Genomic DNA, 18,275 nt, shown 5'->3' on the forward strand with positions numbered 1-18,275 from the left:
CTGCCTGCCGCCCTTATTCTGCTTTGCCTGTCCGCCTCGCCATCTCTGCCATGACCCAACCGATTCCCAACGTGCTGACGATCGCCGGTTCCGACTCCGGCGGCGGCGCCGGCATTCAGGCCGACCTGAAGGCCTTCTCCGCGCTCGGCGCTTACGGCGCGAGCGTGATCACCGCGCTGACCGCGCAGAACACGCGCGGCGTGAGCGCGATCCACGCGCCGGACGCGGCCTTCGTGACTGCCCAACTCGACGCGGTGTTCGACGACATCCGCATCGACGCCGTGAAGATCGGCATGCTGGCGAACGCGTCGATCGTGCGTGCGGTGGCCGAGGCGCTGCGCCGTCACAAGCCTGCGCGTATCGTGCTCGACACGGTGATGATCTCCAAGAGCAACCATGCGCTGCTGCTGCCGGATGCAGTCGCGGCCCTGCGCGACGAGTTACTGCCGCTCGCCGATCTGTTGACCCCGAATCTTCCCGAAGCCGCCGCGCTGCTTGGCGGTGTGCCGCCGGCTGTCGACGAAGCCGCGATGGTCGAGCAAGGCGAGGCGCTGCGTGCGCTGGGCGCGCGCGCGGTGCTGATGAAAGGCGGCCATCTGGGCGCCGCCGACAGTCCCGACTGGCTGGTGCAGGAAAGCGGCACGCTGCGTCTGGGCGGCCCGCGCGTGCCGGTGAAGAACACGCACGGAACAGGCTGCACGCTGTCGTCGGCGATTGCCGCACTGATTCCGCAGCGCGACGATCTCGCGAGTGCCGTCGCCGATGCCAAGCAGTATCTGACCGGCGCGTTGCAGGCAAGCGATCGGCTGGAGGTAGGCAGCGGCGTCGGCCCGGTACATCATTTCTATCGATGGTGGTAAGCCGGCGCCCTACTGTCCGGCATACTCTCGCGCTCGCTGCGGCCAGTCGTCGGGCACGATGAAGCCGCGCGACTGTTCGAGCAGATTGCCCGCGCTGTCTTCGCTGAACGCGGCGACCATCGTCGGCGTGGGTTGCTGCGAGGTGTGAACGGCAAGCGTCGTGGCGTCGACGAAAAGCGCGTGGGCCGCCGCGCGTTCCCCGGCCAGGTGGCGTCGCGGCGCGAGCCATTCGAGACGCGGCAGCACACGCCAATGCGGGCCGCGCGTTGGCGCAAACTGCGGCCATTCGCTGTGCGTCACCCACCAGCCCCGGCTATGCCCGGGATTCAGTTCGGCCGGATCGCGGGGCACCTCGTCACGCCGATAAAACAGCCAGCCTTTGACGAACATTTGCGGCGTCCACGAGCCGGGATAACCCGCCGACGCCAATTCGTCCCGCGCGCTCAACGGCAATTGATGACCGAGCAGATGGGCGAGCTTGAGGTCGAAGCGGTCTTTCAGATTCGGGCCGACGTAGTCGGATAGTCGCGCGGATCCAGCCGCCGATCGATGAGCAGCATGCTCTGCGTCGACCTGGCCCGCATGCAAGTAACACTTCACCGCGAGTTCCCAGTGAAGCCGCGCGCCCTCCTGCGTGCTGAGCAGAAAATCGCATTCGCCAAGCGTGACGCCAGCGCGCCGCAACGGCACGCCGGCCGCCACGAGCCGCGCCGCCGGCCCATGTTGCAGGAACCAGCCGAGCAGGCGTTCGGCGTAGCGGCCGAGGCGCGTGATGCGCGTCGCGGCGAGATCGCGCTGCAGAGGCTCGGGCGCCGCATCGAGCGCGCGTAGAAATTCGAGCGTTGCGGCGAGTTCCTCCGACGTAACGAACGGCGTGGCCAGCTCGCCTGCCGGTGGTTGTGCCCGCAACAGATCGGCGCTCAATAACAGCCACGTCAGATCGCGCACTGCCGGATCATGCAGCGTATCGAGCATGCTGCGAAGGATCGCGGGATCGGCGCGCAGCGCGTCAGCCCGGCGCGCCGGCGATCGATCTACGGTCACCGCTTCGGCGCATCCGACGGCGCGCCGCCGCCCCCGCGCCATGTATCGCGCGCAAGGCACAGGTCGGCCCACGCCTTGGCCTTGTCTGGCAGGCTGCGCAACAGATAAGCCGGGTGATACGTGACGACCACCGGCACGCCCTCGTATTCGTGGACGCGCCCGCGCAGCGACGAAATGCTCGCGTCGGTCTTGAGCAGACTTTGCGCGGCGAAGCGGCCAAGCGCGACAATCAGCTTGGGCTTGACGAGCGCCACCTGGCGTTGCAGATACGGTTCGCAGCGCGCGACTTCGTCGGGCTCGGGATTGCGATTGCCCGGCGGGCGGCACTTGATGACGTTGGCGATATACACGTTAGCGCCGCGCGCGAGCGTCAGCGAACGCAGCATATTGTCGAGCAGCTTGCCCGCCTGGCCGACGAACGGCTCGCCCACGCGGTCCTCGTTCTCGCCCGGCGCTTCGCCGATCAGCATCCAGTCGGCCTGGCGGTCGCCAACGCCGAACACGGTCTTCGTGCGCTTCTCGCACAGCCGGCAGCGTTCGCAGGTCGCGACGCGCTCGCTGAGCGCGTCCCAGTCGAGCGTGTTGACGGCCGGCGGCGCCGGCACGGCGGCGTCGGACTCGCCCGGCGGATGGAGCGGCAGGTCGTCGAACCAGGCGAAGCCGTCGTCGGGCGGAGCGTCGAACGCGAAAGGTTCGGCGCTGGGACTCGCTTGCGCAGGCTGTGGGTCACCGCTCGCAGTGCCGGGCGGCGCGCGCTGTGGCTCGGGCGCGCGCGACGGTTGGGCGGGAGGCACGGAAGCTTCATGTGCGACAGCCCTTTGCGCTGTCACCGAAGAGTGCTGTGCGACGGCCGGTTCGTGCGCCACGGCCGGTCCGCGCGCGACCGCCCGCTCCGGCGCGAGCCCGGTTTCCCGCGCCGCCGCCTGCTCCTGCGCGGCAGCAGACTCGTGCCCCACCGCCATCCCGCGACGCACCCAGCGCGGCGCGAGGCCGAACTCTTCCAGCATCGATTCATGCAGCGCCATCTGCGCCCTCCCTGACAAACGATAAACGCATCACGATGGCGTCCTCCCGGCTGCGATGCCGCGCCGGATAATAGTTCTTGCGCCGGCCGATCGACGTGAAGCCGAAACGCTCGTACAGCCGGATCGCGCGATGATTCGACGGCCGCACTTCGAGCAACACTCCGTCGAGCTTTTCCGCGCGGGTAATACGCACGGCTTCGCGCAGCAGCGCGAGTCCGGCGCCCGCGCCTTGCGCGGCGGGCGCCACGCACAGATTGAGCAGATGCATTTCGTCGACCACGGGCATCAGCACGCAATAGCCGATCAGCGTCCCTGTGACGTGCCGCAGACAAACGCCGAAATAGCCGTTGCGCAGCGAGTCGCCGAAATTGCCGCGGCTCCAGGGGAATTCATAGGCGAGCTTTTCGATGGCGGCCACTTCGTCCAGATCGCCTTCGGTCATCGGCGACATGTAGCGGTCCGCCAGCAGCACGCCGCTCATGGCCGTCCCTCGCGCGATTCGGGGCCGTGCTCGAGCGCCGCAGTTTGACGTGCATTGGCGGCTTGGGTGGCTTCGGTGGTCTGGGCCGCCGGGGTGGCTTGGGTGGCCTGGGTAGCCTTGGCGGCTTTCTCCGCCATGCGCTCCGCCGTGGTCTGCGCGACCTTGTTGCGCACGTATTCCGGCGCGGCCTGATCAGCGGGCACTGTGCGGCCCGCGCGGAAGGCGCGCAGCGCCGCGTGCGCGAGCGGCAGAGCGTGCGGCAACGCATCTCCATCGACGCTTCGGGCGGCGGCCGCCGCCGTGCCGACGATACGTGAGCCGAAAGCCGCCGCGGCATTGCCCGCAAGCGTGAACGGTTCGTCCGGAAACAGCAGACGTTCGGGCGTATCGAGCGACGCGCCGTGCACGACACGCCATTCGCCTTGCGCGTCGTCCCACGCGTAGTCGGCCCAGTAGATCTCGTCCATGCGTGCGTCGAGCGCGGCGAGCACGCGCGTTGCGCCCGGATCGCGGTGCCGCGCGCTTTCGGCGCACACGAGCAGGGTGCTGACCGGCACCACCGGCAGATCGAGGCCGAAGGCGAGCCCTTGTGCGACGCCCGTCGCGGTGCGCAGCCCGGTAAAGGAGCCTGGGCCGGAGCCGAACGCGATCGCGTTGCAGTCGGCGAGCGTCAGCCCGGCTTCGGCGAACAGTTCGCGGATCGCGGGCAGAAGCCGCGTGCTGGACACGGCGCCCGTTTCTTCGTGACGGACCCATGCGCGCGGCTTGGCGCCAGCATGGCCGGCGGCGTCGCCGGCAGTAGCGAGCAGCGCTACCGAGCAGAATTCGGTGGAGGTATCGAGGGCGAGAAGCACGGTTTGAGTCATGGACCGTATTGTAATCGGCGCCGCGCGCATAGATGCGCTTTGGCCGCGCGGTCGTCGCAGCGCGTCTGCTGCTCCCGGCTCGTGGCGTTTGGAATAAGCCCTCGGCCACGCCGCGCCATGCAATTGTTATGATCGTCGGCCACCTGACCATCCTGCCGGAGAGCACCAAGATGACGGACCTCGACACCCAGTTCACGCAAGCTCAGGAAGACGTCAAGCAATTGCCCGAGCGCCCGGGCAACCTCACGTTGCTGCGCCTCTACGCCCTCTACAAGCAGGGGAGCGAAGGCGACGTGCATGGCGACAAGCCGGGTTTTGCCGACATTGTCGGCAAATACAAGTACGACGCGTGGGCCGCGTTGAAAGGCACCGCGCAGGACGCGGCCAAGCAGCAATACGTAGAACTGGTTGAATCGCTGAAGAGCGGCACTGCTGCCTGACGGTTTGATCGCACGGGCGGATTGCCTTGCCAGGAGATCGTGCAGCGCGGCTGCGGCGTGCCCGGCGCGACTGCGGCGCGCGAGGCGAGCGCGCCGTCTGACTGCCGCTTGCGAGGCGCCGCTCGCCGCGCGCGGCAACTTTTGCGCTAGGAAATCTCCTAACAGTGGCGCAGTGCAGCAAATACCTATACAATGTCGCCTGCGCTTCACTGCTTTGCCCGGCTTTCACAAGCGGCCTTTGCGGCGCAGCGCCTCGTAGCGTTTAGCTCCAATCCAGTTTAGAACCTGTCCCCTCCTGCCTAGCCCCCTACGGGCGATCATGTCCCAGGCTGGCGGCAAGCCATGTTGGCGTGTCGCATCCGATACAGCTTCTAACGAAAAACTCGCCTTCATTGCCGCGAGTTGCCCCCGTTTTTCGATTTGCTCGCTGCTGTTTTGCTCGCTGAATCCGACGACTTGGGTATGCCGATTGGCGCCGACGTTTTAATTCCCTGTGTTTTGAGGATTCTCATGACTTCGAGCAATACTTCCAGCAGCCCGTTGAACGCCATCGCCGACCAGGCCCTCGGTTTCGCCGACGCACCCGCACAAGCCGCTGCAAACGCTGCGGCAGCACCGGCCGTCGCCGCTGAAGCCGCAGCGCCCGCCGGCCCGACGTTCGCGTCGCTGGGTCTGTCCGCGGATGTCGTCTCCGCGCTGACCGCCGCTGGTTACCAGAACCCGACGCCGGTGCAGCAGCGCGCGGTTCCCGCCGGCATCGCCGGCCGCGACCTGCTGGTCTCCAGCCCGACCGGTTCGGGCAAGACCGCAGCGTTCATGCTGCCCGCCATCGAACGTTTCTCGCAATTGCAAAAGGCGCAAGCCAGCCAGCCGCGCGAGCCGCGCCCGGTCGACGGTGGCCGTGGCCGCCGCCCGCAACCGGTTGCCCGTCCGACCATGCTGGTTCTGACGCCGACCCGCGAACTCGCGATGCAGGTCACCACCGCCGCCGCTACCTACGGCAAGCACCTGAAGCGCCTGCGCACCGTCAGCATTCTGGGCGGCGTCGCTTACGGTCAACAGCTGATGCTGCTGGCGAAGAACCCGGAAATCCTGGTTGCCACGCCGGGTCGTCTGATCGACCACCTGGAGCGCGGCCGTATCGATCTGTCGCAACTGCAGATTCTCGTACTCGACGAAGCCGACCGCATGCTCGACATGGGCTTTATCGAAGATATCGAAACGATCGTCGCGGCCACGCCGGCCACGCGTCAGACCATGCTGTTCTCGGCCACGCTCGACGGCAAGATCGGTTCGCTGACGGGCCGGCTGCTCAAGGACCCGGAGCGTATCGAGATCGTTCAGCGCATGGAGCAGCGTACCAACATCGCGCAAACCGTCCATTACGTCGACGACCGCGACCACAAGGACCGTTTGCTCGACCATCTGCTGCGGGACGCGGGCCTCGACCAGGCTATCGTCTTCACGGCTACCAAGATGGACGCCGATCAGCTAGCCGGCCGTCTCGCCGACGCGGGCTTCGAATCGGCCGCACTGCACGGCGACCTGCCGCAGGGCGCGCGTAACCGCACGATCCGCGCGTTGCGCGAGCGCCGCGTGCGCGTGCTGGTCGCAACGGACGTCGCCGCTCGCGGCATCGACATTCCGGGCATCACGCACGTGTTCAACTACGACCTGCCGAAGTTCGCCGAAGACTACGTGCACCGCATCGGCCGCACGGGCCGCGCCGGGCGCTCGGGTATCGCGGTGAGCCTCGTGCATCACGCCGAACAGGGCGCGCTAAAGCGCATCGAGCGCTTCGTGCGCACCCCGCTGCCGGTCAATGTCGTGGAAGGCTTCGAGCCGCGCAAGTCGGCTCCGTCGGGCAATGGCCGTCCTGGCTTTGGCGGCCGCGGCCGTCCGGGCGGCAATGGCGGCGGACGCCGCTTCGGTAGCGGCTCGGGCAAGCCGGGCGGCAACGGTGCCTCGCGCAGCGGCAGCGGCGGCGGTTGGGCTGGCAAGCCGTCGGGCAGCGGTTCGCGCGAAGGCTACGGTGGTTCGCGTGACGGCGGCTACGGCGCACGCCGCAGCGACGGCCCGCGTACCGCACGTCGCGGCAGCTAAGACGGCGCAAGCCACAGTGCTCGCGAAACCAGCCGACAGTGGCTTGCCGACCTCACGGCGGCAGCCCTTTTCCGGCTGATGCAAGCAACGTAGCAACAAGCAGCAAGACCCCGGCAGCGCTTTGCAGCCGCTGGTCGATTCGAAGAACCGGTGCCCATGCACCGGTTTTTTTTCGCCTGCGGCGCGCCGCCACCGATATTTCACGATATGGAAAAAATTTTTGCGTCGTAAAAAATCGTGCTGCAAGGCACAACGGACCGTGTTGCAGCATGGGAAAAATCGTTTCTCTATGTGAAATAAACAATATAACCCATTGATATATCTATAGAATAATAATTCGAGAATCCCTCCTCATTGACTGTTGCGCGCCTGCCGATTTGCCTAGACTCTTATATAAGACTTCACGAAACGAAACGCCTCTTCTGCTGAATCCGGGGCCTCGTTGCGGCGAAGACAGAGTCCACCATCCGTTTATCAGGCAACCAAGGAGAAAACCATGACGACGCGCGAAGAACAGGCCCGCCAACTTCAACAGCAATGGGAAACCGATCCGCGCTGGAAAGGCGTGAAGCGCACCTACACCGCCGAAGACGTGATCCGTCTGCGCGGCTCCGTGCAGGTCGAGCACACGCTCGCCAAACGCGGCGCCGAAAAGCTCTGGCATAGCGTGAATACGGAGCCGTTCGTCAACTCGCTCGGCGCTCTGACCGGCAATCAGGCGATGCAACAGGTCAAGGCCGGCCTGAAAGCGATCTACCTGTCAGGCTGGCAGGTCGCGGGCGATGCGAACGTGGCCGGCGAAATGTACCCCGACCAGTCGCTCTACCCGGCGAACTCCGTGCCGCTCGTCGTCAAGCGCATCAACAACACGCTCACCCGGGCCGACCAGATTCAGTGGTCCGAAGGCAAGAATCCGGGCGACGAAGGCTACATCGACTATTTCGCGCCGATCGTCGCCGACGCGGAAGCCGGTTTTGGCGGCGTGCTGAACGCGTTCGAGCTGATGAAGGCGATGATCGAAGCCGGCGCCGCTGGCGTGCACTTCGAGGATCAGCTCGCCTCGGTGAAGAAATGCGGCCACATGGGCGGCAAGGTGCTCGTGCCGACGCGCGAAAACATCGCCAAGCTCACCGCCGCGCGTCTGGCTGCCGACGTCTCGGGCGTGCCGACCGTGCTGCTCGCCCGCACCGATGCCGAAGCCGCCGATCTGATCACCTCGGACGTGGACGAAAACGACAAGCCGTTCATGACCGGCGAGCGCACCGTCGAAGGTTTCTACCGCACGAAGCCGGGTCTCGAGCAGGCGATTTCGCGCGGCCTCGCCTACGCGCCGTACGCCGACATGATCTGGTGCGAGACGGGCAAGCCGGACCTTGAGTTCGCGAAGAAATTCGCCGACGCGATCCACAAGGAGTACCCGGATCAGCTGCTGTCCTACAACTGCTCGCCGTCGTTCAACTGGAAGAAGAATCTGGACGACGCGACCATCGCCAAGTTCCAGCGCGAACTGGGCGCGATGGGCTACAAGTTCCAGTTCATCACGCTGGCCGGCTTCCATGCGCTGAACTACTCGATGTTCAACCTCGCGCACGGCTACGCCCGCAACCAGATGACTGCGTTCGTCGAGATGCAGCAGGCCGAATTCGCGGCAGCGGAAAAGGGCTTTACGGCAGTCAAGCATCAGCGCGAAGTGGGCACCGGCTATTTCGACGCGGTCACGCAGACGGTGGAGCGCGAAGCGTCGACTACCGCGCTGCACGGCTCGACCGAAGACGAACAGTTCTTCGACAAGAAGGTTGCGTGACTGGAATCGCGCAACCGGGCCGCCTGACACGTCGCATCACGGCCTCGCGGCTTCAGCGCCACGCGGCCACGCGGCCCGATCAGGAAGACGCGGGCCGGATAGACGGCCGGCAGCGGACGCAGCGCTTGCGTGCGCAAGCCGCCGTCGACAGGGAGGAGCCTCGGCAACGGCGCGTGGGCCGCGTGGGTCTCGACGCCCAGCGTTCCCGCCGAGCGTTCCAGATAAGACGGGGGCCTGCATAAAGCCAGCACAACCACGTTCAACGGGATTGTGCGGCGCATGGACGACGCGCCGGCCTGTGTGCCGGCGCGTTTTCCAACGAGAACTGTCCGCGAGGCCGAGGTGAGCGATATTCGCGAGCTTCAGCGGTAGACCAGCACCGGAATTTTCGTATGCGTGAGCACGCGTTGCGTTTCGCTGCCGATCAGCAGGCTGCCCAGACCGCGTCGCCCGTGCGAGGCCATGAAGATCACGTCGCAACCGCCCTGCTCCGCCGCTTCGATAATGCCGAGATACGGCGCGGGATGCACGCTCGTGCGTCGATCGACGGCCACGCCGAGACGGCTCGCGGCGAATTCCACTTCGCGAAGATGCTCCTGCGCTTCGCGCTCGCTGCGGTCGAGAAACTCGGACGGCGGCTCCACTGCGATATCGGAGAACGGCGCGTAAGGATATTGCGGCAGACAGGCGTAGGCGGTGATACGCGCGCCGACCGCCTGTGCGAGATCGATTGCGCCGGCGATCGCCTTGCGCGAGAGGTCGGAGCCGTCGGTCGGAACGAGAATGTGCTTGAACATATGCCCTCCGTATCCGGGTGCGGTGTCGGTGGTTTTTGTGATGTATGCCGCGGCTGTGGGGTGGGGCTGCGGGCCGTGTGTCGCGCTGCACTTTGCACTTTGCGCGTGGCGCTTTGCGCCGCATCAGGCACGAAGCCGGGTGCCGCACTGCCAACGCGACCTTTATAGCGAAGCTCGCGCGGCCAGCATCCATCGTCATGCAGCCATTGAAACGATTGTAGGTCGCAGAAACCGGCTACCCACCGTCATCGAGGGTCTGTCCGAATATCGGAAACCCGTTTCGCGGCGTCAGCCCCAGTAGCCCGGAAGGCCATAGCTATGCTTGAGGAAATCCAGGAAAAGCCGCACTCGCAACGGCAGATGGCGCCGCTGCGGAAACACCGCATGAATGCCGATGGGCGGCGCGGCGTACTCATCGAGCACGCTGACGAGCCGCCCCGCCGCGATATCCGCGCCGACCTCCCACCAGGAGCGCCATGCCAGTCCGTGGCCTTCGAGACACCACTCGTGCAGCACCGCGCCGTCCGAACATTCCATCGTGCCGGACACCTTGATCGACACCACCTTGCCGTCCTGCTGGAACATCCAGCCACGCTGCTGGTTCGCGCTCGCGCCGAGCGCAAGACAGTTGTGCTGCGCAAGGTCGGCGAGGCTATGCGGGGCGCCGCGCCGGCTCAGATAGGACGGCGACGCCACGCACACGCGCCGGTTCTCGCCGAGCTTGAGCGACACGAGCGACGAATCCGGCAATTCGCCGAGCCGCACGGCGCAATCAAACCCCTCGTTGACGAGGTCGACCAGCCGGTCCGACAGGTCCAGCGTAATGGAAACATCCGGATGCGCGACGGTGAAAGCCGGCACCAGCGGCGCGACGTGCCGACGCCCGAAACCGGCCGGCGCGGAAAGCCGCAAATGGCCGCTCGCCTTCACGCCGCCCGCCGACACGCTCGCCTCGGCATTGTGCATGTCGTGAAGAATGCGCTGACAGTCTTCGAGAAACGCCGAGCCTTCGAACGTCAACGTGATCTTGCGGGTGGTACGCACCAGCAATTTGACGCCGAGGCGCTCCTCGAGCGCGTCGATACGGCGGCCGATGATTGCAGGCGCCACGCCCTCGGCGAGCGCCGCCGCCGACAGACTGCCTTTTGCGGCGACGGTAACGAAGGTCTCGATCTGCTTGAAACGGTCCATGGAAGAAGCGCCCGGAGTGCGGCAAAGTTGGCGGGTGCGCGCCAGATTAGGTGCATGAAAGTAAAAAATCAAGTGATCTTTAGCCCCTTTTTTAGCGCATAACGCTGCTAATACAATCTGCCCCGACCTCTGACAGGAGTGCACGGCAATGTCGGCCACAACGACACTCTCACCCAAAGCAGTGATCTTCGACGCCTACGGCACGCTCTTCGACGTGCACTCGGTGATCGCTGCCGCGGAGCAGATCTTTCCTGGGCGCGGCGACGCACTCTCCCAACTGTGGCGCCAGAAACAGATCGAATACACGCAGTTGCGCACGCTCGCCGATAGCGGCGAAGGGGCCGCGCACTACCGTCCGTTCTGGGACATCACGCTCGACGCCTTGCGCTTTTCGGCGAAGAAACTTCAGCTCACGCTTGGCCGCAGCGCTGAAAAGCGTCTGATGGACGAGTACGCGTGCCTATCCGCATTTCCCGACGCGGTGCCTGCACTGCGTCAGTTGCGCGACGGTGTTTCGCCTGCCAGGCCGCGCTCCCGAATCGCGACGCGCGCGAACTCAGCCACAGCCACCGCCACACCCACAGCGGCAGCGCCAGCGGCCACCGCGGTCACTGGCGCAGCCACACCCGCACCCGCAGCCACCGAAGCAACCGCTCGCGCGCCGGGCGCCACGCGCCCCGGCCTCGCGATTCTTTCGAACGGCAACCCGCAAATGCTCGACGTGGCGGTGAAAAGCGCGGGCATGAGCGGCCTCTTCGACCACGTGCTTTCCGTCGACGCCGTGCGTGCATACAAACCGGCACCTGCCGCCTATGCGCTCGGCACGCAAGCCTTCGGCGCCCAGCCTGCGGAGATCGTGTTCGTTTCGTCGAATGGCTGGGACGTGGCCGGCGCCACCTGGTTCGGCTTCACGACGTTCTGGCTCAACCGTCAGCACGCGCCGCTCGAGGAACTTGGCGTGACGCCGCACGGCACCGGTGCGGGCATGGCCGAGCTGCTCGACTTTCTGAGCACGCTTGCTTGCGCGGGACGCCCGGCGCACGTGGCTCGCGCCGCCACTGCGAACCGCGCTCGCCACAGTGGACGTACATGAGCGTTGCGCAGCGCACCACCGATGCGTCGAAGCTCGACAACAACAACCGCTTTTGAAGTTCGCACTTTCGCAATCTGACCGACCAAGGAGAAAACATGGCGAATTCGCTGTCATCGCTGCCACAGGGCATGGAAATCACCGGCGAGATCAAGCCGGGCTACGAAGCGATTCTCACGCGCGAGGCGCTGGAACTCGTCGCTGCGCTACATCGCACATTCGAGCCGCGCCGTCAGCAGTTGCTGCAGGCGCGCGCCGAGCGCACGAAACGTCTGGACGCGGGTGAGCGCCCCGATTTCCTCGCCGAGACGAAGAGTGTGCGCGAAGGTAACTGGACCATTGCGCCGCTGCCGCAAGACCTGCAATGCCGCCGTGTGGAAATCACCGGTCCGGTCGAGCGCAAGATGATTATCAACGCGCTGAATTCGGGCGCGGATTCGTACATGACCGACTTCGAGGATTCGAATGCGCCGAGCTGGGACAACCAGATCACGGGCCATATCAATCTGAAGGACGCCGTGCGCCGCACGATTTCGCTCGAGCAGAATGGCAAGAGCTACAAGCTGAACGACAAGGTCGCCACGCTGATCGTGCGCCCGCGCGGCTGGCATCTCGAAGAGAAACACGTGAAGGTGGACGGCAAGCGCGTGTCGGGCGGCATTTTCGATTTCGCGCTCTTCATGGTGCACAACGCGAAGGAACTGGTCGCGCGCGGCTCGGGCCCGTACTTCTATCTGCCGAAGATGGAGAGTCATCTGGAGGCGCGTCTGTGGAACGACATTTTCGTCGCCGCGCAGGAAGCGGTCGGCGTGCCGCGCGGCACGATTCGCGCGACCGTGCTGATCGAAACGATTCTCGCCGCGTTCGAAATGGACGAGATTCTTTACGAGCTGCGCGAGCATAGTTCGGGGCTCAACGCGGGCCGCTGGGACTACATCTTTTCAGCAATCAAGAAGTTCAAGTCCGACCGCGACTTCTGCCTCGCGGATCGCTCTCAGATCACCATGACGGCGCCTTTCATGCGCGCCTATGCGCTGTTGCTGCTCAAAACTTGCCATCGCCGCAACGCACCGGCCATTGGCGGCATGAGCGCGCTGATTCCGATCAAGAACGATCCGGTCGCGAACGACAAGGCGATGGCCGGCGTGCGCTCCGACAAGGCGCGCGATGCCGGCGACGGTTACGACGGCGGCTGGGTCGCGCACCCGGGGCTCGTGCCGATCGCAATGGAAGAGTTCGTCAAGGTGCTCGGCGACAAGCCCAATCAGATCGGCAAGCAGCGCGAGGACGTGCTCGTCACTGCGACGGATCTGCTCGACTTCCGTCCGGAGGCGCCGATCACGGAGGCGGGCCTGCGCAACAACATCAACGTCGGCATTCACTACCTGGGCTCGTGGCTCGCCGGCAACGGTTGCGTGCCGATCCACAATCTGATGGAAGATGCCGCGACCGCCGAGATTTCGCGCTCACAAGTCTGGCAATGGATTCGCTCGCCCAAGGGCACGCTCGCCGACGGCCGCAAGGTGAGCGCCGAACTGGTGCGCGAACTCGCCGTGCAGGAGCTCGACAAGGTCAAGCAGACGGTGGGCGGCGATACGAAGCCCTATGAGCGCGCCGCGCAGATTTTCGAGCAGATGTCGACGTCGGAACAGTTCACCGACTTCCTGACGCTGCCGCTCTACGAAGAGATCTGACGCTCTGGTCCGGGCCGCAATCACGGCCGGGGCACTTAAACGGGCGTGAGAATGCCCGGCCTGACGGCCCGCCCGACTTGCTGCGGGTGGGGCTGCCGGGCGGGCCGTTTTCGATGGCATGGGCGGCCGGTGCGCCGCTGCGGCCCATGTCAGCGCGTCGCGCGATACTTCACCCAATCGCCCGAGCGGATTTCCGGCAAGCCCTTCACCGCATGAGGCGTAACCGGATAGAAGCGGCAGTTCACGACGTTGCCGTCCACTTTCACCATCACTTCGCGAGCCAGAAAGCGATCTTCGACGCCGGGATACACCGCCTCGATCTCGTCGAGCACGGCGACGAGCTCGTCGTCGATCTCATAGACATCGCCGATCACGTCCACGCCCTGCTCGTCCACCACGAGGCCCGGATAGGAGCCGAAGTCGAACAGGTGGCCGCGAACCGTGGCCGTACCCAGCAGGTTCGGCTCGGCAATCTCGTTGCGCGCCGCAGCTTCGCGGATGTCGTTTACTTCGCCGGCTCGCAGCGTGCCGTAGACAAAGACGGTTTGCATCGTCGTTCGTGCTCCTCGAGTTGGGTCGGTCAGTCCGGACATTATGCAACGCCGCAAGGCGCACGCTCTACAATGAGAGCCCGCCCTTGATCGCGCTGTGTCCACGGCGTCCTGCTTGATGGATCGACTTTTGCCATGACTGCGTACGCCGGCTCCGACCGCACGAGCTTCGTCAGCCTGACCGACACTCCGCCCGAATTCCAGCCCAACGAAGCGCACCCGATTCGCGTGCGCTCGCGGCCTATGCCGATGGGCTCACACTTCGCACGTCACGAGCATGCGTGGGCGCAGGTCGCGTATGCGTCGCGCGGGGTGCTGCGCGTGGCCACGACCGGCACGACGTGGATGGTGCCGCCTTCGCGCGCCATCTGGGTGCCGCCGCATGTCACGCACGAGGTCGTGGCTGTCGAAGACGCGTTCCTGCGCACGCTTTACATTACGGAAAGCACGGTGCCCGCGGGGCTCGACGCGCCGCGCGTGGTCGAAGTCTCGAACCTGCTGCGCGAAGTGATTGCCGCACTGGATACGCCCGGCCTCTCGCCGGCACGCGAGCGCTTGCTTGGCGCACTCGCGCTGGACGAGCTGACGCGCTCGGAGCCGCTGCCTCTTTCCGTACCCATGCCGAACGAAAAGCGCCTGCGCGCGTTGTGCGAAGCAGTGATTGCGGACCCGTCGCCGGCTGAATCGCTCGAACAGTGGGCGGCGAGCGTGGGAGCGAGTACGCGCACCATTGCGCGTTTGTTCCGGCAGGAGCTCGGCGTGAGCTTTTCGCAGTGGCGGCAACAGGCAATCCTGGCTCGCGCGATTCCTCTGTTAAGCCAGGGGCAGCCGCTGTCGCATGTGGCGCGCGAGTTGGGCTATCAGAGCCAGAGCGCCTTTTCGGCGATGTTCCGGCGGGCCTTTGGCGAGAGCCCGCGCGCGTTTATTGAACGCGGCTCGGAACACCGGCTGGAAAATGGAGAAAGCGCGGACGGCGCCAGTGCGGATGATATTCCCGGCGAAGAGCCGGTGCTGAACCGCCCTGATGCGACGCACGGCGCGGCTCACTGAGCGCGGCTTTACAAGTTAGACCCGCACGTTAGACCCGCACGTCAGACCCGCCGCGCGAGATGACGGATCGCGCCGAGTTGTGCAAGCCGCGGCCCGGCCAGCTTGTAACCCTTGCGCTGATACAGGCGCGCCGCGGGATTGTCGACGAACACACGCAGTTGCAGTTCGCGCAGCCCGCGCTCACGCGCCCACTGGTGAGACATATCCAGCAAGTAGGTGCCGGCGCCGAGCCGCCTGTATCCTTCCGCGATCTGGACGTCGCGAATATGCAGCGAATCGCCTTCCTGCGTGATGCGCAGCACGCCGATCGGCTTGCCGTCCATTTCGAGAATGAAGTTCTCCGACTCGCGCCAGCTGCCGAGAAACAGGTCGCCGCGCCAGACGAGATGATGCCGTTGGTAGTAGCCGCCCATGTTGCCGTGAGTCAGCGCCTCGGCGAACTCGAAGTCATCCATGCTGGCTTTGCGAAGATGAAACGGTGACGGAGCTTCGGTTGGATCGAACATGGCGGCGCGGCGAAGAGAAGTCGGATAAACGGTAAAACAGGCCGCGCGCGCTGGCAATGGCTGTTTGTCCGGGCATGGCCGGCGGGAGGGTCAGCGGAAACAAAAAAGCCCACTTCTTGCGAAGTGGGCTTTCCAGAATCTGGCGGAGCGGACGGGACTCGAACCCGCGACCCCCGGCGTGACAGGCCGGTATTCTAACCAACTGAACTACCGCTCCAGATTTTCACACTGATCAAGCAAGGAACAAGCAAGCTCGCTCCTGCTGCACCGTTCAACTTCTTACCGAACGACGCCGATGTTCTGGCGTCCCCTAGGGGATTCGAACCCCTGTACTCACCGTGAAAGGGTGATGTCCTAGGCCTCTAGACGAAGGGGACAACGTACTGCTTACACCTTTAATGAAAAAGCCCGTTCAGGTTTGCATGAACGGGCTTTGTCTGGCGGAGTGGACGGGACTCGAACCCGCGACCCCCGGCGTGACAGGCCGGTATTCTAACCGACTGAACTACCACTCCAGTCTTTACACCCTGGCTTGCGAGCGTCGGTTAATTCTCTGCAAGCTGCGCTGCTTTGGCGCGGGTCGGTCAACGACCCCGAACACTAAAGCGACGCTGATGTTTGGCGTCCCCTAGGGGATTCGAACCCCTGTACTCACCGTGAAAGGGTGATGTCCTAGGCCTCTAGACGAAGGGGACATAATCTTTTCAGATCTGTCTTTAATTTGCTGCTGACTAAAATAAACTGGATTTAAACTACTTGCCAGTTATTTACTGCGTCAACTGCAAAGACCGCTATTTTAACTACGCTACTGCTGTTTGTGAAGTCTTTTTTGCTACAAGTTCCAGGTTTTGGAACGACTTCACACTGCTCTGATGGTGGAGGTAAGCGGGATCGAACCGCTGACCTCTTGCATGCCATGCAAGCGCTCTCCCAGCTGAGCTATACCCCCCTTGCAGAACAGAAACGAGATTCTAGAGGCCAATTTGCGCTTTGTAAATACCCTTTGAGCAATTGCATGCGACTTTTTTCTCACGAGGCATGCAATCCATCTCAACGCGCGCGCGAACGCGCCCGGACGCCCTCATGTGCGTCAGGCGAGCGCCTTCTCGATACGGCTCACCACGACATCGCGGCCGAACAGCATCAACACCGTGTCGATAGACGGCGTATGCGTGGTGCCCGCCACCAGCAGACGAACCGGCATGGCCAGTTGCGGCATCTTCAGCTTGTGCGCGGCAAGGGTCGCTTTGAGCGCCGCGGCAATCGCTTCTTTGGTCCATTCCACGGTCTTTAGCGCGGCGGCCAGCTCGCCGAGCGCCGGGCGCACTGCGTCGGTCACGTGCTGGGCGAGCGCTTCAGCCTCTGGAGCGGGCGTGCGATAGAACATTGCCGCGTTCTCCGCTATTTCCTTGACCGTGGACGCGCGATCCTTCAGCAAGCCGACCACCGCCGTCAGGTCCGCGCCCTCTGCGACGCTCGCCTCGTCCACGCCCAGCTCAGCAAGGAACGGCCGTGCCAGCCCGGCAAGGCGCGCGTTATCCGCTTCCTTGATGTAATGCGCGTTGAGCCAGTTCAGCTTGTCATGGTCGTACTGCGCCGGCGATTTGCCCAGATGCTCGAGATCGAACCATTCGACGAACTGCTCGCGCGAAAAAATCTCCGCGTCGCCGTGCGACCAGCCAAGGCGCGCCAGATAGTTGACCACTGCCTCGGGCAGGTAGCCCGCGTCGCGATAACCCATCACGCTCATTGCACCGTGACGCTTGCTCATCTTTTCGCCCTGCTCGTTGAGCACGGTGGGCAGGTGCGCGTACACCGGCGGCTCGCCGCCGAGCGCGCGCAGAATGTTGATCTGCCGCGGCGTGTTGTTCACGTGATCGTCGCCGCGAATCACGTGGGTAATGCGCATGTCCAGATCGTCGACCACCACGCAGAAGTTGTAGGTCGGCGTGCCGTCAGGCCGCGCGATCACGAGGTCGTCGAGCTCCTCGTTCGAGATTTCGATGCGCCCTTTCACCGCGTCGTCCCACGCCACCACGCCGGTGAGCGGATTGCGAAAGCGCAACACCGGCTGCACCCCGGCGGGCGGCTCGGGCAGCACCTTGCCCGGCTCCGGGCGCCACGTGCCGTCATAACGCGGCTTTTCGCCCGCTTCGCGCTGACGCTCGCGCAACGCGTCCAGTTCTTCAGTGGACATGTAGCAGGGGTACACGAGCCCGGCGTCGCGCATTTGTTGCAGCACTTCGCGGTAACGGTCCATGCGCTGCATCTGGTAGAACGGGCCCTCGTCGAAATCAAGGCCGAGCCATTCCATGCCTTCCAGAATCGCGTTGACGGATTCAACCGAAGACCGCTCGACGTCGGTGTCCTCGATCCGCAGCACGAAGGTCCCCTTCATCTTGCGCGCGAACGCCCACGGGTAAAGCGCGGAGCGGATGTTGCCGAGGTGAATGAAGCCGGTGGGACTGGGTGCGAAGCGGGTGCGAACGGAGGTGGTCATTAGCGTTACTCGAAGACGGGCGCCGGCGCCGGGCAGACAGCGCCTCTGAAGCGCGGCAGCGAACCGTGCCCGGACGGCAGAACGACTGCCATGAATGGACACGAGGGAATAAAAACAAGAGCCGAATTATACCTTTCGCGAGCAGCCAGCCTGCCCTCGTCCAGATGGCCAGTCACGGCGCCTTCTCGGGCTCTCACGGCGCTGCGCGCGACGGTGCAACGTTTCATTACGGGCCGCCGCGACCGCGCTGCTTTGCATTATGATGTGCGCGCG

Annotated in this window: 17 protein-coding genes and 5 tRNA genes; 7 read left to right on the forward strand and 15 right to left on the reverse strand. The window is 64.6% G+C overall.

Annotated elements, in window-relative coordinates; all coding sequences use genetic code 11:
- Positions 1-50: 50 nt before the first annotated feature.
- On the forward strand, positions 51-860 hold the full coding sequence (thiD, locus tag JNB89_RS08020; RefSeq protein ID WP_220361856.1) for a bifunctional hydroxymethylpyrimidine kinase/phosphomethylpyrimidine kinase: 810 nt from the start codon (positions 51-53) through the stop codon (positions 858-860).
- Between the two features lie 9 nt (positions 861-869).
- Here thiD and JNB89_RS08025 read toward each other — a convergent pair whose 3' ends face one another.
- From JNB89_RS08025 to tsaB, 4 genes are read right to left on the reverse strand one after another with little or no spacing between them, the layout of a single operon-like run.
- Complete coding sequence (locus tag JNB89_RS08025) at positions 870-1,904, reverse strand: DUF1853 family protein (protein ID WP_220361857.1); 1,035 nt, start codon at positions 1,902-1,904, stop codon at positions 870-872.
- Positions 1,901-2,929 carry a uracil-DNA glycosylase gene (locus JNB89_RS08030; RefSeq protein WP_220361858.1) on the reverse strand — a complete coding sequence of 343 codons (1,029 nt, stop codon included), beginning with the start codon at positions 2,927-2,929 and terminating at the stop codon, positions 1,901-1,903. Before JNB89_RS08030 ends, JNB89_RS08025 begins: the two co-directional genes overlap by 4 nt.
- Positions 2,916-3,410, reverse strand: a complete 495-nt coding sequence (gene rimI / locus JNB89_RS08035) for a ribosomal protein S18-alanine N-acetyltransferase (protein WP_135894473.1) — start codon at positions 3,408-3,410, stop codon at positions 2,916-2,918. Before rimI ends, JNB89_RS08030 begins: the two co-directional genes overlap by 14 nt.
- On the reverse strand, positions 3,407-4,276 hold the full coding sequence (gene tsaB, locus JNB89_RS08040; protein WP_220361859.1) for a tRNA (adenosine(37)-N6)-threonylcarbamoyltransferase complex dimerization subunit type 1 TsaB: 870 nt from the start codon (positions 4,274-4,276) through the stop codon (positions 3,407-3,409). Before tsaB ends, rimI begins: the two co-directional genes overlap by 4 nt.
- Positions 4,277-4,446: 170 nt before the next feature.
- On the opposite strand from tsaB, the gene JNB89_RS08045 reads away from it, so the two are divergent.
- Entirely contained in the window at positions 4,447-4,716 is a 270-nt protein-coding gene (locus JNB89_RS08045) for an acyl-CoA-binding protein (protein ID WP_135894537.1), read from the forward strand.
- A 510-nt stretch (positions 4,717-5,226) separates the two neighbouring features.
- A complete protein-coding gene (locus JNB89_RS08050) occupies positions 5,227-6,819 on the forward strand; it encodes a DEAD/DEAH box helicase (protein WP_220361860.1) in 1,593 nt (530 codons plus the stop codon).
- A 52-nt stretch (positions 6,820-6,871) separates the two neighbouring features.
- On the opposite strand, the gene JNB89_RS08055 is transcribed toward JNB89_RS08050, so the two are convergent.
- Entirely contained in the window at positions 6,872-7,090 is a 219-nt protein-coding gene (locus JNB89_RS08055) for a hypothetical protein (RefSeq protein ID WP_220361861.1), read from the reverse strand.
- Positions 7,091-7,315: 225 nt separating this feature from the next.
- Here JNB89_RS08055 and aceA point away from each other — a divergent pair, with 225 nt between their 5' ends.
- Positions 7,316-8,623: an isocitrate lyase gene (aceA, locus tag JNB89_RS08060; protein WP_013338852.1), complete on the forward strand. Its 1,308-nt coding sequence runs from the start codon at positions 7,316-7,318 to the stop codon at positions 8,621-8,623.
- A gap of 362 nt (positions 8,624-8,985) precedes the next feature.
- Here aceA and JNB89_RS08065 read toward each other — a convergent pair whose 3' ends face one another.
- Together JNB89_RS08065 and JNB89_RS08070 are read right to left on the reverse strand one after the other, a co-directional pair.
- The gene (locus JNB89_RS08065; RefSeq protein WP_220361862.1) at positions 8,986-9,420 is read right to left on the reverse strand and encodes a universal stress protein; all 435 of its coding nucleotides are present in this window, start codon (positions 9,418-9,420) and stop codon (positions 8,986-8,988) included.
- A gap of 288 nt (positions 9,421-9,708) precedes the next feature.
- Positions 9,709-10,611 (reverse strand): LysR family transcriptional regulator, encoded by a 903-nt coding sequence (locus tag JNB89_RS08070; RefSeq protein WP_220361863.1) that lies wholly within the window; start codon positions 10,609-10,611, stop codon positions 9,709-9,711.
- Between the two features lie 148 nt (positions 10,612-10,759).
- Here JNB89_RS08070 and JNB89_RS08075 point away from each other — a divergent pair, with 148 nt between their 5' ends.
- Positions 10,760-11,704: a (S)-2-haloacid dehalogenase gene (locus tag JNB89_RS08075; protein WP_220361864.1), complete on the forward strand. Its 945-nt coding sequence runs from the start codon at positions 10,760-10,762 to the stop codon at positions 11,702-11,704.
- A gap of 95 nt (positions 11,705-11,799) precedes the next feature.
- Positions 11,800-13,395: a malate synthase A gene (gene aceB / locus JNB89_RS08080; RefSeq protein ID WP_220361865.1), complete on the forward strand. Its 1,596-nt coding sequence runs from the start codon at positions 11,800-11,802 to the stop codon at positions 13,393-13,395.
- 149 nt (positions 13,396-13,544) lie between these two features.
- On the opposite strand, the gene JNB89_RS08085 is transcribed toward aceB, so the two are convergent.
- Positions 13,545-13,946: a gamma-glutamylcyclotransferase family protein gene (locus tag JNB89_RS08085; RefSeq protein WP_013338847.1), complete on the reverse strand. Its 402-nt coding sequence runs from the start codon at positions 13,944-13,946 to the stop codon at positions 13,545-13,547.
- A 135-nt stretch (positions 13,947-14,081) separates the two neighbouring features.
- Here JNB89_RS08085 and JNB89_RS08090 point away from each other — a divergent pair, with 135 nt between their 5' ends.
- Positions 14,082-14,996, forward strand: coding sequence for an AraC family transcriptional regulator (locus JNB89_RS08090; protein WP_220361866.1), 915 nt, complete (start codon positions 14,082-14,084; stop codon positions 14,994-14,996).
- Positions 14,997-15,037: 41 nt separating this feature from the next.
- On the opposite strand, the gene JNB89_RS08095 is transcribed toward JNB89_RS08090, so the two are convergent.
- From JNB89_RS08095 to gltX, 7 genes are all read right to left on the reverse strand, one after another.
- The gene (locus JNB89_RS08095) at positions 15,038-15,502 is read right to left on the reverse strand and encodes a GNAT family N-acetyltransferase (protein ID WP_013338845.1); all 465 of its coding nucleotides are present in this window, start codon (positions 15,500-15,502) and stop codon (positions 15,038-15,040) included.
- A gap of 140 nt (positions 15,503-15,642) precedes the next feature.
- Positions 15,643-15,719: transfer RNA gene (locus JNB89_RS08100), tRNA-Asp, on the reverse strand.
- An 84-nt stretch (positions 15,720-15,803) separates the two neighbouring features.
- Positions 15,804-15,879: transfer RNA gene (locus JNB89_RS08105), tRNA-Glu, on the reverse strand.
- A 61-nt stretch (positions 15,880-15,940) separates the two neighbouring features.
- Positions 15,941-16,017 (reverse strand) — tRNA-Asp (locus JNB89_RS08110).
- 104 nt (positions 16,018-16,121) lie between these two features.
- Positions 16,122-16,197 (reverse strand) — tRNA-Glu (locus JNB89_RS08115).
- 178 nt (positions 16,198-16,375) lie between these two features.
- Positions 16,376-16,451: transfer RNA gene (locus JNB89_RS08120), tRNA-Ala, on the reverse strand.
- Positions 16,452-16,592: 141 nt separating this feature from the next.
- On the reverse strand, positions 16,593-18,002 hold the full coding sequence (gene gltX / locus JNB89_RS08125; RefSeq protein WP_013338844.1) for a glutamate--tRNA ligase: 1,410 nt from the start codon (positions 18,000-18,002) through the stop codon (positions 16,593-16,595).
- Positions 18,003-18,275 lie beyond the last annotated feature (273 nt).

It is taken from the genome of Paraburkholderia phenoliruptrix (assembly GCF_019511605.1).
In the GTDB taxonomy this organism is placed as follows: Bacteria; Pseudomonadota; Gammaproteobacteria; order Burkholderiales; family Burkholderiaceae; genus Paraburkholderia; species Paraburkholderia phenoliruptrix_A.

What these genes read in the sequence shown, in the direction of transcription:
- JNB89_RS08030 (WP_220361858.1), bottom strand. Translation starts at nt 2,929, where the DNA reads ATGGCGCTGCATGAATCGATGCTGGAAGAGTTCGGCCTCGCGCCGCGC.
- JNB89_RS08085 (WP_013338847.1), bottom strand. Translation starts at nt 13,946, where the DNA reads ATGCAAACCGTCTTTGTCTACGGCACGCTGCGAGCCGGCGAAGTAAAC.
- JNB89_RS08050 (WP_220361860.1), top strand. Translation starts at nt 5,227, where the DNA reads ATGACTTCGAGCAATACTTCCAGCAGCCCGTTGAACGCCATCGCCGAC.
- thiD (WP_220361856.1), top strand. Translation starts at nt 51, where the DNA reads ATGACCCAACCGATTCCCAACGTGCTGACGATCGCCGGTTCCGACTCC.
- JNB89_RS08055 (WP_220361861.1), bottom strand. Translation starts at nt 7,090, where the DNA reads ATGCTGCAACACGGTCCGTTGTGCCTTGCAGCACGATTTTTTACGACG.
- JNB89_RS08095 (WP_013338845.1), bottom strand. Translation starts at nt 15,502, where the DNA reads ATGTTCGATCCAACCGAAGCTCCGTCACCGTTTCATCTTCGCAAAGCC.
- JNB89_RS08070 (WP_220361863.1), bottom strand. Translation starts at nt 10,611, where the DNA reads ATGGACCGTTTCAAGCAGATCGAGACCTTCGTTACCGTCGCCGCAAAA.
- JNB89_RS08065 (WP_220361862.1), bottom strand. Translation starts at nt 9,420, where the DNA reads ATGTTCAAGCACATTCTCGTTCCGACCGACGGCTCCGACCTCTCGCGC.
- rimI (WP_135894473.1), bottom strand. Translation starts at nt 3,410, where the DNA reads ATGAGCGGCGTGCTGCTGGCGGACCGCTACATGTCGCCGATGACCGAA.
- gltX (WP_013338844.1), bottom strand. Translation starts at nt 18,002, where the DNA reads ATGACCACCTCCGTTCGCACCCGCTTCGCACCCAGTCCCACCGGCTTC.
- aceA (WP_013338852.1), top strand. Translation starts at nt 7,316, where the DNA reads ATGACGACGCGCGAAGAACAGGCCCGCCAACTTCAACAGCAATGGGAA.
- JNB89_RS08090 (WP_220361866.1), top strand. Translation starts at nt 14,082, where the DNA reads ATGACTGCGTACGCCGGCTCCGACCGCACGAGCTTCGTCAGCCTGACC.
- JNB89_RS08045 (WP_135894537.1), top strand. Translation starts at nt 4,447, where the DNA reads ATGACGGACCTCGACACCCAGTTCACGCAAGCTCAGGAAGACGTCAAG.
- aceB (WP_220361865.1), top strand. Translation starts at nt 11,800, where the DNA reads ATGGCGAATTCGCTGTCATCGCTGCCACAGGGCATGGAAATCACCGGC.
- JNB89_RS08075 (WP_220361864.1), top strand. Translation starts at nt 10,760, where the DNA reads ATGTCGGCCACAACGACACTCTCACCCAAAGCAGTGATCTTCGACGCC.
- tsaB (WP_220361859.1), bottom strand. Translation starts at nt 4,276, where the DNA reads ATGACTCAAACCGTGCTTCTCGCCCTCGATACCTCCACCGAATTCTGC.